A 12,484-nucleotide genomic window follows, 5' to 3' on the forward strand; every position below is an offset into this window, starting at 1 on the left:
TGGGCGGTCTGGCCGGCGTCGTCGTCGGGAGCGCGATCTCGCTGACGGTGGCCCGGTCGGCGGGCTGGGCGACGATCATCGACGCGCAGGCGATCGTCCTGTCGGTGGGCTTCTCGGCGCTGGTCGGCCTGTTCTTCGGATACTACCCGGCCCACCGAGCCTCTCGGCTCGATCCGGTCGACGCTCTCAAGATGGAATGATGGACCCGTCGGACGTGTTCCGGCGCAGAAGGAGGTAATGATGATCCAACCGTCCGCGCGAACCGCTCTCGCCGACACCCGCATCGCCTTGACCGCACGCGAGCGGGAGATCATCCGGCATATAGCGCTCGGCGCGCAGAATGACGGCATCGCTTACGAGATGGGGATATCGGCCAATACCGTCAAAACCCATATCGGCAACATCATGCGCAAGTTCGGGCTGCACAACAGGACCCAGATCGCGATGCTGCTCACGCCCCATGTGACGCCCGCCGCACCCGTCCGGCACGGACGCGTCCCGTCCGCTCGCCTCACGCCGTAGCGGACGGTGCCGGTCAGCGCGGAGGCTCTGCCTGGGCGCGCCGACGCCGCTTCACCGGGGCGCGGCGGACAACGGGGGGCTCGAGATCGGATTGGGTCTCCGCGCCGAGGTCGGCGACGGCGGGATAGTCCTCGGAGGGCGCAAAGCCGACGGAACGCTGCGTCTCCGCGCCGGAGCCGGCGAGGCAGCGCACGCCCTCGACGGCCAGCGCCAGGGCGACGTCGGGATCGTTGCACAGGATCTGCGTGGCCGCGACCCTGTGGCCGAGGCTGTACAGGGTCCGGGCATAGAGGCGCAGGTTGCACCCCTTGTCGGTCAATGTGCCGCCGAGCGTGACGCCGATCCCGGGACCGGCCCCGCCGACGCTCGCGCTGCCGAGGCAACTCTCGATCCCGGCGGCCGCGAGACCCGGCGCCCAAACGCTCGGCGTGTTCCGGCCGCTGCCGCCGCCGATGCTCACCGAACTCGACGAGCCCGCCGCCGCAGCGGCGGCCAGCGCGTTGTTGCTGCCGTTGCCGTTGCCATTCCCGTTGCCGGCTCCGGAGTTGCCGTTGCCGTTGCCGGCGCCCACTTGGGCCTGCGCGGCCGTCGCCATCACGAGAGCGAGCCAGAGGAAGAGCAGACGACTCACGAGCAACCCTCACCTCGGCGAAGAGCAGCAGAGGCCACACGGCATGAGCGCCATGGTTCAAAGTCAGCCGCGACTCGTCAATGGCTGTTGCCGTCTGGAAGAGTACTCATGGCCTGAATACTTGCTCCTACCTGGCGAATTTTGAGGCGTGCGGCAAAAATGGCGATGCTCGTTCGGACGACCCGGCACCCGGTCCTTAAGCTTTAAGTACGATCCCATAGAGGTATCACTCCGCCCCCGACCGGCCCGGTATTCTGGACCGCATTGAATCCGGACGGGCCGATTGTTGACCGTAAGCGGTATGCACCGGGCCGATCGCGGAAGCATCGAGAGGGCCTTTGCCGGGGATGTGCTGCGTTCGGCGGTTCCGGAATACCGAAACATGCCGGCCTCTGTGTTCGAAAGTCTTAAAATGGCTGTCGGGCGACCGCGTTGCGGCGACGCCGGGCGGCCGGAGCCGGCGACGTTCGAGCAGGGGGCGGCATTTACCGGCCGGCCTGGTCGATCTCCGCTCGGGCATCAGCGAGCGCCTGTTGAAATCCGCCGTCGCTCAACAGCGCCTCGGCGATGATCGCGGCGGCGATCTTTCCGGCTTCGAGGTCGGACGGGAAATGCGTGCCGGCCTCGAAGCGATTCCGGCCGTACTGGTCCGCACGGGCGAACAGGGCCTCTCGCTTCTCCGGCGCCAGGATCCCAAGCACGGTCGCCGCGAGATACCCGAAGGTCGCGTGGCCGCTCGGATACGATGTGCTGCCGGACCGGTGGCCGAAGGTGCGCAGATCGGGATCGATTGTGTAGGGTCGCTTGCGGCCGATCGCCGACTTGGCCGCCAGCACCGCCAATTCGCCGTCCTGGAAGACGTGCTCGATCAGAGCCGCGAGCTTCGGCATGCGGGCGGCCGTGAAGGCCGGCCCGAGCACGTCGGCGAACCGGTCGAGGGTGCAGGGCAGGTCGGCGGTGATGCGACGCTCATCCTCCGGGGTTCGCGTGGCAACCGCCGCACGCACAGCGGCGAGATCCGCAATCTCCGTCTCGGAGCCCGCGGCCGGGGGCGGCGGCAGGACGCGCTGGAGCGCCAGGGCTTCCGGGTCGATCCAGGTGGCGTGCAGCTCGGCCGCTGCGACGGGCGTGAGGGGAAGGGTGGCCCAGACGAGGGCCAGGAGCGCGCGGGACAGAGGATGCATGGCGCGGGCTCCTCAGACGTTTCGGGCTTGTGCGGGCTCAGGGCCGTCCCGCTCGGTGGCGGTCTCGGGCAGGGCGAGCCAGAGCAGCGCCAAAGCGAGGAGCGCGACGCCCCCGCAGACGAGATAGGCAGCCTGGAACCCCGCGTGCTGAACGAGGCTGCCCGCCACCACGAAGGAGAGCGCGGCGCCCGCGCCCTGGAGGGTGCCGACGAGCCCCTGCGCGAGGTTGTAGCGACCGGTGCCGCGCATCACGTCGGCGAGGACCAGCGACTTCGACGCGCTCAGGAGCCCCGCGCCCACGCCGTCGAGGAGCTGCACCGCGATCAGCCAGATCGGATCGCGCCAGAGCGTGTAGAGCAGCGCCCGAAGCGGCAGCGCCACGAAGGCGGCGAGCAAGAGCGGCTTGTGCCCCCAGCAATCGGCCCGGCGGCCGACCAGGATCGCCATCGGCACCATCACCATCTGCGCGCCGACGATGCAAACCGAGACGATGACCGACGACCAGTCCGGCCGGTCTCGTCCGACTTCCTGGGCGACGAGGGTCAGCAAGGGGGCGTTGGCGAAGTGGAACAGGCCGACGCAGACGGCGAAGACGATGAGCGGCCGGTTATCGAGAAGCGTTCGGAGACCCGCGGGTCCGGTGCCGGTATCGCCCTCCGCCTCGCCGCGGGCCCGCCGGGCGTCGATCGCCCGGCGCGGGATCGCGAACAGGGCGGCGGCGGCCACGATGCAGAGGGCCGGTACCAGCAGGAACACCGCCCGGTCCGGGAGCAGCCAGCCGATCCCGCCGATCAGCAGCGCGATGACGACGTTGCCGGTGCGTTCCAGGGCGGCGTTGCGCCCGAGCCGCCGGGTGAGCTGACGGCGCGGGACCAGGCCGAGGGTGAGCGCGGCCACGGCGGGGCTCAGGATGGCCCCCGCCACCGCCAGGACGGTGGAGGCGATCAGGACCGGCCAGAAATGGGGCGCCCCGGCGATCACCGCGGTCGCCAACGCCAGGGCGATGAGCGCGGCGAGCAGCACGAGCCGCTTGTCGCGCACCGCGTCGATCGCGGCCCCGAGCGGCGCCTGGAACAGGATTCCGACGAGGCCCGCCACGGTCCCGACCAGCCCGACCGCGCCGTCGCTCCAGTCGCGCTTCACGTAGAGATAGACGTTGAGATACGGCTTGATCGCGCCGTTCACGTCGACGAGCGCGAGGTTCAGCGCGTCGAGCGCGACCGGTCGAAAACCCGTCCGGTGGGACCGCAGGGTCGGGCGGGTGTCGTCCTGATCCATGGTCCTGCTTCTTGGCCGGGGCGGTGCGGCGCGACCGTGATCGCCTCGCGTTCACGCAGTCACCCGGCGCGGCGTTACCTAGCTGCCGGGCCGGCGAAGGCAACGCGTGGGGGCCCGCCGGGCGGCGGTCTCGGCGTGAGGCTTTGAAGACTGACGCGAAGAGGGCGTTCGCGGTTGGGTCTGAGACCCGGGCCATCGTTTCCGGACGGCAGCAAAAAGCCTTTCGGTTGCAGACGGCTCCGGGTAGCACGGTGGCAGCGGTCAGCCTCGGCATGCGTACATCCGGGCTCGCGGCGACGCCGCCCGCCGGAACGATCCCTCGCCGCCCGCGCGCGGCCATCGCCGACGGAGACGCGCCCATGAGCGATACCCAGGACCGGACCGCGCTGGTGACGGGGGCGGCCCGCGGCATCGGGCTCGCCGCCGCGACCCGGTTCCTCGCGGAGGGGTGGCGCGTCGCCCTGCTCGACATCGATGGCCCGGGCGTGGAGGCGGCGGCCGCCCGCCTCGGCCGGCCGGAGGCGGTGTTGGCCGTGACCGCGGACGTCTCCGATCCGGTGGCGGTCGAGGAAGCGATGCGGCGGGTCGCTGACCGGTTCGGGCGCCTCGACGCGCTGGTCAACAACGCCGGCATCGCGATCTTCAAGCCGCTGATGGAAACCACCTTCGCGGATTGGTCGCGGGTGCTGGCGGTGAACCTGTCGGGGCCGTTCCTGTGCACGCAGGCGGCCGTCCCGCTGCTCGCCGCGCGGGGCGGTGCGATCGTGAACGTCACCTCGATCTCGGGCCTGCGCGCCTCGACGCTGCGGACCGCCTACGGCACGAGCAAGGCGGCGCTGGCGCAGCTCACCAAGCAGCAGGCCGTCGAACTGGCGCAGTTCGGGATCCGGGTGAACGCGGTCGCGCCCGGACCGGTGGATACGGCGATGGCCAAGGCGGTCCACAGCCCCGAGATCCGCGCGGATTACCACGACGCCGTGCCCCTTGGGCGCTACGGCCTGGAGACGGAGCTCGCGGAGGCGATCGTGTTCCTCTGCTCCAAGCGCGCCTCCTTCGTCACCGGCCAGCAGCTCGCCGTCGACGGGGGCTTCGAGGCGACGGGCATCGGCCTGAAAACCCTGCGCGGAGAGCGGCAGGACTGAGCGCCGGTCCGGCCGGAACAGACGGTTTCCGGACGATCGCCTCGCGGCCGTCCCGCCTGTGCCGGCGAGGCGATCCGAGGGTGCCGACCCTTGCCGCTGTCGCACCGCCTTCGGTCATTCGCTCCTCTCGTGAGGACGCCTTCATGGCAGCCCCGAGCCCCCGTTTGTCGCCGCGCATCGTTTCTGGATACAATCTACCCTCGTTTCGAGGTGTCCATGTCTGCTCCGGCTTCTCCGCCGTCCGCCACCGATCGCCTGCGCCACAAGACGGTCTCCGCGGCCGTCACCGAATCGCTCCGGCAGCGCATCCTGAACGGCGAGTTCGCGCCCGGTATCCAGTTGCGCCAGGACGCGCTGGCGGAGGAATTCGGCATCAGCCGCATCCCGGTCCGAGAGGCGCTGCTGCAACTGGAGGCCCAGGGGCTGGTCAAGATCGTGCCGCATCGCGGAGCCATGGTCACCGGTCTCTCCGTCGAGGAAGTCGAGGACATTTTTCGCCTGCGCGAACAGCTCGAACCGCCGCTGCTCGCGCTGTCCGCCCGCCGCTTCTCCGAGGCCGATTACCGGAGGCTGCGCAGCCTGACCGACGAGTATGGCGCGGCGTTGGAGGCCGGTCAGGTCGACCGCTGGGGCGAGCTGAACCGGAGCTTCCACCTCGATCTCCTGCGCTACGCCGATCGTCCCCGCTCCCTCAGCATCGTCTCCGGCCTGCTCCAGGATTGCGACCGCCCGACCCGGCTGCAGCTCTCGGCCTCTGGGGATACCGCGCGCGCCGACCACGAGCACACGCAGATCGTGGCGCTCTGCGAGGCCGGCCGGATCAACGAGGCAGCCGACCTCCTGCAAGCCCATATCGCGCACGCCGCCGTGTCGCTTGTGGCGATCTATCGGCACGCCCATGCCGGCTGAGCCCGCCCCGTGAAGAACCCGACACCAGGGGCCTTGACGCGCCTGCAGATTTTATACAATCTACAAAAAGAGACCGGTGAGGGCGCCGTGGCAGAGCACGCATTGGTGACAGAGGGGCTGACCAAGGCGTTCGGAGGCTTCACGGCCGTGCGCGGGGTCGACTTCGCGGTCCGGCGCCATGCAATTCACGCGCTCATCGGCCCCAACGGCGCGGGCAAGACCACCTTCTTCAACCTGCTCACGAAGGTCCACACGCCGACCGGCGGGCGCATCCTCTTCGAGGGCACCGACATCACCCACGAGAGCTCGGCGGCGATCGCCCGGCGGGGGATCGTGCGCTCGTTCCAGATCTCGGCGACCTTCCCGCATATGAGCGTGCGCGACAACGTCCGCGTCGCGCTGCAGCGGCGGCTCGGAACCCAGTACGCGTTCTGGCGCTCGATCCGATCGCTGGCGGTGCTGGACGATGAGGCCATGGCGCTCCTGTCCGATGTGGGGTTGGCCGACTACGCCGAGGCGAATGCCGCCGACCTGTCCTACGGGCGCAAGCGCACCCTGGAGATCGCCACGACGCTGGCGCTGGATCCACCCCTGCTGCTCCTCGACGAGCCGACCCAAGGCATGGCCATCGACGATGTCGACCGGATCAAGCGCCTGATCCGGCGGATCGCCGTGGGCCGCACCATTCTGATGGTCGAGCACAACATGTCGGTGGTGGCCGACCTCTGCGATACGATCACCGTGCTCCAGCGCGGGGAGATCCTGGCCGAGGGCAGCTACGAAACGGTCTCCGCCGATCCGGGGGTGAAGGCGGCTTATCTCGGGGGCGGGCATGCCTGAGTCCGCCGCCCTGGAGATAAGCGGGCTCGAAGCCTGGTACGGCGAGAGCCACGTCCTGCACGGGATCGACCTCACCGTGCGCGAGGGCGAGTGCGTGACCCTGCTCGGGCGCAACGGCGCCGGGCGCAGCACCACCCTCAAGGCGATTCTCGGCCTGACCGACCGCCGCGCCGGCTCGGTGCGGGTGCGCGGGCAGGAGACGATCCGGCTCAGCACACACCGGATCGCCCGGCTCGGCCTCGGCTACTGCCCGGAGGAGCGCGGCATCTATCGCTCGCTGACCACGCAGGAGAACCTCACCCTCCTGCCCCGCCTCGGGCCCGATGGGATGTCCGTGGCCGAGGTGCTGGCGATGTTCCCGAACCTCGCCGAGCGGGCCGATAGCGGCGGCGGCCGGCTCTCGGGCGGCGAGCAGCAGATGCTGGCGCTCGGCCGCATCCTGACCACGGGCGCCCGCATCCTGCTGCTCGACGAGATCACCGAGGGCCTCGCCCCGGTCATCGTCGAGGCGCTGGGCCGGGCGGTCGCCCTGCTCAAGAGCCGGGGCTTCACCATCGTGCTGGTGGAGCAGAACTTTCACTTCGCCCGCCACCTCGCCGACCGCCATTACGTGATCGAGCATGGCCGCGTCGCGGCCGAGATCCCGGCGGGCGAGGTGGCGGCCAGGGAGGCCGAGGTCGGGCGCCTGCTCGGCGTCTAGAGCATCGTCCCGAAAGGTGGATGCCGGCTTTCGGAACAAGACGATGCACAGTCGAACCCTCGGCAGGGGAAGAACAGTCGGGACGCACAGGAGGCGGGAACATGCGGTCACGGTTCATCGGTTACGTGCTCGGCGCGTCGCTCGCGTCGGCCCCCCTGCCGTCGCTCGCCGCCGAGCCGGTCAGCGACGGCGTCGTCAAGATCGGCATCCTTAACGATCTGTCGGGGATCTATTCGGACTTCACCGGGCGCGGCTCGGCGGTGGCGGCGCAGATCGCCATCGACGAGGTCGGCGGGAAGGTCCTGAACGCCCCGGTCGAGCTCATCGCCGCCGACCACCAGAACAAGCCCGACATCGCCGCCAACCTCGCCCGGGAATGGTTCGACCAGGGCAAGGTCGACATGATCGCCGACTTCCCGACCTCCTCGACGGCGCTCGCCGTGATGGAGATCGCCAAGCAGAAGAACCGGGTGACGATGCTCTCGGCTGGGGTCGCCATGGCGGCGATCAACGAGAAGTGCTCGCCGCTGAACGCCCAGTGGATGGTCAACACCTACGCGCTCGCGGCCGGCACCGCCAAGGCGCTGCTGAAGACCGGCCGCAAGACCTGGTACTTCGTCACCGCCGATTACACCTTCGGCCATTCCCTCGAGAAGGACGCCTCCGCGGTGGTGGAGGCCGAGGGTGGCAAGGTGCTGGGCGTCTCGCGCCACCCGTTCCCGGGGGGGCGACTTCTCCTCCTTCATGCTGAAGGCCCAGGGAAGCGGCGCGCAGGTGATCGCGCTCGCCAATGCCGGCAGCGACACGATCAACGCGGTCAAGCAGGCCGCCGAGTACGGTATCGGGCGCAGCGACAAGCAGGTGATCGCCCCGCTGCTGACCTACATCACCGACGTGAAGAGCCTCGGGCTGACCAAGGCCCAGGATATGTACCTCACGGAAGCGTTCTACTGGGATTACGACGACCGCTCGCGCGCCTTCGCGGAAAAATACTTCGCCAAGATGAAACGCATGCCGAGCGCCTCGCAGGCGGCGGTCTACTCGGCGGTGCTCAGCTACCTCAAGGCGATCGAGGCGGCGGGTACCGACGAGGCCGGCGCGGTGATGGGCAAGCTCCGCACCATGACCATCGACGACGCGGTCATCCGCAACGGCAAGCTGCGCGCCGACGGCGCCCTCGTCCACGACATGCTGCTCCTGCAGGTGAAGAAGCCGGCGGAGTCCAAGCGCGACTGGGATTTCTACAACGTCCGGGCGGTCCTGAAGGGCGACGACGTGTTCCCGAAACCCTCCGATGCCTGCCCGCTCAACGCCAAGGGCTGAAGCAACATCACTTCAGGACGCGCACCGCCTCCCCGGATCGGGCGCCTCTCCTCCCCCCTGCGGGGAGGAGTTGGAGGTGGGGGTGGCTCAGAAGGCACCGATGCGACCGATCCGGCACCACCCCCACCCCTGACCCCTCCCCGCAAGGGGGAGTGGAAAGTCCCGCCTCCCGCGTGAAGCGTTCGACCCCTCCAACCCGCCGGTGACCCCGCGATGGACATCACCTTCCAGGCCTTCATGGCCCAGCTCACCATCGGCCTCATCGGCGGCTGCTTCTACGCCCTGCTGAGCATGGGGCTCGCGATCATCTTCGGGCTGCTCAACATCATCAACTTCACCCACGGGGCGCAGTTCATGATGGCCGCCTTCCTGGCCTGGATCGGGCTGACCCAGATCGGGCCCTGGCTCGGCTATCCCGACTTTCAGATCAACTTCTGGGTCGCGCTGGTGCTGGCGCCGCTCTGCGTCGCCCTGTTCGGCATGGTCATCGAGCGCACGCTGCTGCGCCGGCTCTACCATCTCGACCACCTCTACGGCCTGCTCCTGACTTTCGGGGTGGCTCTGGTGATGGAGGGGGCGTTCCGGTACGCGTTCGGCGTCTCCGGCCAAGGCTACGAGCCGCCCGAGATCCTGCAGGGGCCGATCGATGTCGGCTTCATGCTGCTGCCGAAGTACCGCGTCTTCGTGGTCGTGGCCTCGCTGCTGATCTGTTTCGGCACGTGGTACCTGTTCGAGCGGACCAAGCTCGGCGCCTATCTACGCGCCGGCACCGAGAACCCGCGCCTGCTCCAGGCCTTCGGCATCAACGTGCCGGTGATGATCACCCTCACCTACGGCTTCGGCGTGGCGCTCGCCGGCATCGCCGGGGTGCTGGCCGCGCCGATCATGCAGGTGACGCCGCTCATGGGCGGCAACCTGCTCAACATCGTTTTCGCCGTGGTGGTGATCGGCGGCCTCGGCTCGATCCTCGGCGCGATGATGACCGGCCTCGCCCTGGGGCTGATCGAGGGACTGACCAAGGTGGTCTACCCCGAGGCCTCCACCGTGGTGGTGTTCGTCATCATGGCGCTGGCCCTGCTGGTGCGCCCAGCCGGCCTGTTCGGCCGCGAAGCCTGAGGGGAGCCGATGTCGAACACCTTCAAGATCTTTCTGGTCCTGATCGGGCTCGCCCTGATCGTGCCGTTCGTGCCGGGGCTGATCTACCCGGTCTTCGTGATGAAGGTGATGTGCTACGGGCTGTTCGCCTGCGCCTTCAACCTGCTCCTGGGATTTACCGGGCTCGTCTCCTTCGCGCATGCCGCCTTCCTGGGCAGCGCCGGCTACGTCACCGGCGCCCTGATGATCCGCTTCGGCAACCACCCGCTGGGGATGCCGGCGGCGTTCGCGGCAGGCGTCGCCGCGGCGGCTTTGGTCGGCTTCGCCATCGGCGGCCTCGCGATCCGGCGGCGAGGCATCTATTTCGCGATGATCACCCTGGCGCTGTCGCAGATCATCTACTTCCTGGCGGTGCAATTCCGCTGGACGGGCGGTGAAGACGGCCTTCAGGGCATCCCGCGCGGCAGCCTGTTCGGGCTCGACCTCTCCTCCGACACGGTGATGTACTACGTGACGCTGGCGCTGTTCGCGGCGGGCTTCCTGTTCGTCGACCGCGTCGTCCACTCGCCCTTCGGCCAGATCCTGCAGGCGGTGCGGGACAACGAGGCCCGGGCGACCTCGCTCGGCTACGACACCGACCGGTTCAAGCTCCTGGCCTTCGTGATCTCGGCGGCGGTCGCCGGCTATGCCGGGGCGATGAAGGCGTTGGTCTTCCAGCTCGTCTCCCTCAACGACGTCTCGCTGCACACCTCGACCGAGGTGGTGCTGATGACTCTGCTCGGGGGCGTCGGCACGATCTTCGGGCCGCTGCTCGGGGCGGGGCTCGTGGTCGGGCTGCAGAACTACCTCGCGACCATCGGCGACCTCGTGACCGTGGTGATCGGCCTGATCTTCATCGTCTGCGTCTCGTTCTTCCGGCGCGGCATCGTCGGCGAGTTCCTGCACCTGCGCCGCCGCCGGGCCGAGCGGGGCAAGACGCGTCCGGTCCTGACCGCCACCCGCGCGGAGGCACCGGCCGTCGAGGCGGCCTGAGCCGCGCCCCCTGCCCCGACGGGCAGACCGATTTCGCCGCCGCGCCGCGCGAGGCGTGGGCGAAGCCATGGCCGCGCGACCCGAGCGCGGTGCCGTTCAACGCGTTGACACAAAAGGAAAATCGATCATGTGGACAGGTGTCATCCCCGCCGTCACGACCAAATTCAAGCCCGACGGCAGCCTCGACCATGCCGAAATGGAGCGCTGCTTCGCCTTCCAGATGGAGGCCGGATGCAACGGCATCATCGTGTGCGGCTCGCTGGGCGAGGGGCCGATGTTGTCCCAGGACGAGCGCATCGAAGTGCTCCGGCTGGCCCAGTCGGTCACCAAGGGCAAGCCGACCCTGCTGACCGTGGCCGAGGCGGGCACCCGCGAGGCCTGCGAGCTCGCCGCCAAGGCGGCAAAGGCCGGGGCCAGCGGCCTCATGGTGGTGCCGAGCCCGATCTACCACACCAACCCGGCCGAGACGGCGGAGACCCTGCGGGCCGTCGCGGCCGCGGGCGACCTGCCGGTGATGATCTATTCCAACCGCGTCGCCTACCGGGTCGACGTGACGCCCGAGATCATGGAGGAGCTGGCCGCGGATCGGCGCTTCGTGGCGATCAAGGAATCCTCCGACGACATCCGCCGCACCACCGAGATCATCAACCGCCTGGGCGACCGCTACGCCGTGCTCACCGGCGTCGACAATCTCGCCCTGGAAGCCCTCGCGGTCGGCGCCTGCGGCTGGGTCGCCGGCCTCGTCTGCGCCTTCCCGGCCGAGACGGTGGCGATCTACCGCCTGATGCAGGCAGGCCGCCTCAAGGAGGCCCTGGCGATCTATCGCTGGTTCCGGCCGCTCCTCGATCTCGATGTCTCCACCTACCTGGTCCAGAACATCAAGCTTGCCGAAGCCCTCGCCATCAACTCGACCGAGCACGTGCGCGGCCCGCGCAAGCCCCTGTCCGGAGCCCGGCGGGCCGAGGTCGAGGCGATCGTGCGCCATGCGATGGAGAGCCGCCCTGCCCTGCCCGCGGCGGCGTGACGGTTATTGGCAGTCGGGCCTCTGCAAACGCGATGGTCCGGCAGGCTCACCGCGCCGGTTTCACCGGGGAGTGAGCCTGGACCGCTCGCTCAGCGGCCGACGCCCACTCCGGTGCCGCCGCCGATCGGGCCGATGGCGTTCGGCCCGGTATTCGGGGTGGGCGTCGCGGCCTGATTCCGCTCGATGTTCATCTGAAGCGTGTTGCCCTGCGTCGTCTGCTCCTGACGCAGGGAGCGCATCTCGCTGTTGTACTCCATGGACTGGTTCGCGGCGTTGGGATTGTTCTGCCGCACCTGCGCCAGGACGGGAGTCGCCACGATCGGCGAGAGGCAGAGGGCGGCGATGAGGAGAGCGCGCATGATAAAGCTCGGACGAGTGATGGGGGTCACGGAGTCGACGCGCTCGGGGCAGGGCCAGTTCCGCCGGGGGGCAGCGACCTGATGCATCAGGGTGGCGCGTCGCAGCCCTGGCTCGACGGGGTCGTCGCGACGAGCCGGCCTCCGCCGCGCTAGCAGCCAATGCAGACGCGCGGATCCCATTTCGGCAGGGGCTTCAGCGGCGGCAAGGATGCCGGCGCCGGGGCAGTGGTTGTCACGCTCTGCTCGGGCAGCGTGACAGCGGCGATTGCCTCGCCATCGACGCCGGCTTCTGCGCCCTGGACCGGCTCGGCTGCGGCCGGCCCGTCGATGCTGCCGGTCGGATCGGGCTCGACCGCGTGCGCGGCGCCGAGGCTGAGCGCGACGGCGAAAAAACCGGCGGCGATGAGGCGGATGACGATCATGGGGGGCTCCGCCGGCACAACGT

The 12,484-nt window shown here is 69.3% G+C and carries 15 protein-coding genes and 1 pseudogene; 11 read left to right on the forward strand and 5 right to left on the reverse strand.

Annotated elements, in window-relative coordinates; all coding sequences use genetic code 11:
• Together BM228_RS34855 and BM228_RS26270 are read left to right on the forward strand one after the other, a co-directional pair.
• A partial coding sequence (locus tag BM228_RS34855) for an ABC transporter permease (protein WP_425285000.1) occupies positions 1-200 on the forward strand: 200 nt, incomplete at its 5' end.
• Between the two features lie 37 nt (positions 201-237).
• Positions 238-522, forward strand: coding sequence for a response regulator transcription factor (locus tag BM228_RS26270; RefSeq protein WP_092045189.1), 285 nt, complete (start codon positions 238-240; stop codon positions 520-522).
• Between the two features lie 13 nt (positions 523-535).
• Here the strand turns inward: BM228_RS26270 and BM228_RS26275 are convergent, their stop codons facing one another.
• The 3 genes from BM228_RS26275 to BM228_RS26285 form a co-directional block, all read right to left on the reverse strand.
• A complete protein-coding gene (locus BM228_RS26275) occupies positions 536-1,153 on the reverse strand; it encodes a hypothetical protein (RefSeq protein ID WP_139234208.1) in 618 nt (205 codons plus the stop codon).
• A gap of 485 nt (positions 1,154-1,638) precedes the next feature.
• Positions 1,639-2,337 carry a phosphatase PAP2 family protein gene (locus BM228_RS26280; protein ID WP_092045193.1) on the reverse strand — a complete coding sequence of 233 codons (699 nt, stop codon included), beginning with the start codon at positions 2,335-2,337 and terminating at the stop codon, positions 1,639-1,641.
• A gap of 12 nt (positions 2,338-2,349) precedes the next feature.
• Positions 2,350-3,615, reverse strand: a complete 1,266-nt coding sequence (locus BM228_RS26285) for an MFS transporter (RefSeq protein WP_092045195.1) — start codon at positions 3,613-3,615, stop codon at positions 2,350-2,352.
• A gap of 359 nt (positions 3,616-3,974) precedes the next feature.
• On the opposite strand from BM228_RS26285, the gene BM228_RS26290 reads away from it, so the two are divergent.
• The 9 genes and pseudogenes from BM228_RS26290 (at position 3,975) to BM228_RS26330 (ending at position 11,680) form a co-directional block, all read left to right on the forward strand.
• Entirely contained in the window at positions 3,975-4,757 is a 783-nt protein-coding gene (locus tag BM228_RS26290; protein WP_092045197.1) for an SDR family NAD(P)-dependent oxidoreductase, read from the forward strand.
• Positions 4,758-4,973: 216 nt separating this feature from the next.
• A complete protein-coding gene (locus BM228_RS26295) occupies positions 4,974-5,666 on the forward strand; it encodes a GntR family transcriptional regulator (RefSeq protein ID WP_092045199.1) in 693 nt (230 codons plus the stop codon).
• 87 nt (positions 5,667-5,753) lie between these two features.
• Positions 5,754-6,506, forward strand: a complete 753-nt coding sequence (locus tag BM228_RS26300) for an ABC transporter ATP-binding protein (RefSeq protein WP_092045201.1) — start codon at positions 5,754-5,756, stop codon at positions 6,504-6,506.
• Positions 6,499-7,206 carry an ABC transporter ATP-binding protein gene (locus tag BM228_RS26305; RefSeq protein ID WP_092045203.1) on the forward strand — a complete coding sequence of 236 codons (708 nt, stop codon included), beginning with the start codon at positions 6,499-6,501 and terminating at the stop codon, positions 7,204-7,206. Before BM228_RS26300 ends, BM228_RS26305 begins: the two co-directional genes overlap by 8 nt.
• A gap of 101 nt (positions 7,207-7,307) precedes the next feature.
• Positions 7,308-7,868, forward strand: a pseudogene (locus BM228_RS35930) (ABC transporter substrate-binding protein); the annotation flags it as partial.
• Positions 7,869-7,950: 82 nt separating this feature from the next.
• A complete protein-coding gene (locus BM228_RS35935; protein WP_280142357.1) occupies positions 7,951-8,529 on the forward strand; it encodes an ABC transporter substrate-binding protein in 579 nt (192 codons plus the stop codon).
• Between the two features lie 213 nt (positions 8,530-8,742).
• Positions 8,743-9,645, forward strand: a complete 903-nt coding sequence (locus BM228_RS26320) for a branched-chain amino acid ABC transporter permease (RefSeq protein ID WP_092045207.1) — start codon at positions 8,743-8,745, stop codon at positions 9,643-9,645.
• A 9-nt stretch (positions 9,646-9,654) separates the two neighbouring features.
• A complete protein-coding gene (locus tag BM228_RS26325) occupies positions 9,655-10,656 on the forward strand; it encodes a branched-chain amino acid ABC transporter permease (protein ID WP_092045209.1) in 1,002 nt (333 codons plus the stop codon).
• Between the two features lie 127 nt (positions 10,657-10,783).
• Complete coding sequence (locus BM228_RS26330; RefSeq protein WP_092045211.1) at positions 10,784-11,680, forward strand: dihydrodipicolinate synthase family protein; 897 nt, start codon at positions 10,784-10,786, stop codon at positions 11,678-11,680.
• An 89-nt stretch (positions 11,681-11,769) separates the two neighbouring features.
• On the opposite strand, the gene BM228_RS26335 is transcribed toward BM228_RS26330, so the two are convergent.
• Positions 11,770-12,039 (reverse strand): hypothetical protein, encoded by a 270-nt coding sequence (locus BM228_RS26335; RefSeq protein WP_092045213.1) that lies wholly within the window; start codon positions 12,037-12,039, stop codon positions 11,770-11,772.
• 149 nt (positions 12,040-12,188) lie between these two features.
• A complete protein-coding gene (locus BM228_RS34860; protein ID WP_092045215.1) occupies positions 12,189-12,461 on the reverse strand; it encodes a hypothetical protein in 273 nt (90 codons plus the stop codon).
• Between the last annotated feature and the right edge of the window lie 23 nt (positions 12,462-12,484).

This window comes from Methylobacterium pseudosasicola, from assembly GCF_900114535.1.
Classification (GTDB): domain Bacteria; phylum Pseudomonadota; class Alphaproteobacteria; order Rhizobiales; family Beijerinckiaceae; genus Methylobacterium; species Methylobacterium pseudosasicola.

Bases quoted from the DNA above. Each gene is read 5' to 3' on its own strand.
- BM228_RS26280 (WP_092045193.1), bottom strand. From the start codon at position 2,337: ATGCATCCTCTGTCCCGCGCGCTCCTGGCCCTCGTCTGGGCCACCCTT.
- BM228_RS26335 (WP_092045213.1), bottom strand. From the start codon at position 12,039: ATGCGCGCTCTCCTCATCGCCGCCCTCTGCCTCTCGCCGATCGTGGCG.
- BM228_RS26305 (WP_092045203.1), top strand. From the start codon at position 6,499: ATGCCTGAGTCCGCCGCCCTGGAGATAAGCGGGCTCGAAGCCTGGTAC.
- BM228_RS26270 (WP_092045189.1), top strand. From the start codon at position 238: ATGATGATCCAACCGTCCGCGCGAACCGCTCTCGCCGACACCCGCATC.
- BM228_RS35935 (WP_280142357.1), top strand. From the start codon at position 7,951: ATGCTGAAGGCCCAGGGAAGCGGCGCGCAGGTGATCGCGCTCGCCAAT.
- BM228_RS34860 (WP_092045215.1), bottom strand. From the start codon at position 12,461: ATGATCGTCATCCGCCTCATCGCCGCCGGTTTTTTCGCCGTCGCGCTC.
- BM228_RS26290 (WP_092045197.1), top strand. From the start codon at position 3,975: ATGAGCGATACCCAGGACCGGACCGCGCTGGTGACGGGGGCGGCCCGC.
- BM228_RS26330 (WP_092045211.1), top strand. From the start codon at position 10,784: ATGTGGACAGGTGTCATCCCCGCCGTCACGACCAAATTCAAGCCCGAC.
- BM228_RS26295 (WP_092045199.1), top strand. From the start codon at position 4,974: ATGTCTGCTCCGGCTTCTCCGCCGTCCGCCACCGATCGCCTGCGCCAC.
- BM228_RS26325 (WP_092045209.1), top strand. From the start codon at position 9,655: ATGTCGAACACCTTCAAGATCTTTCTGGTCCTGATCGGGCTCGCCCTG.
- BM228_RS26285 (WP_092045195.1), bottom strand. From the start codon at position 3,615: ATGGATCAGGACGACACCCGCCCGACCCTGCGGTCCCACCGGACGGGT.
- BM228_RS26320 (WP_092045207.1), top strand. From the start codon at position 8,743: ATGGACATCACCTTCCAGGCCTTCATGGCCCAGCTCACCATCGGCCTC.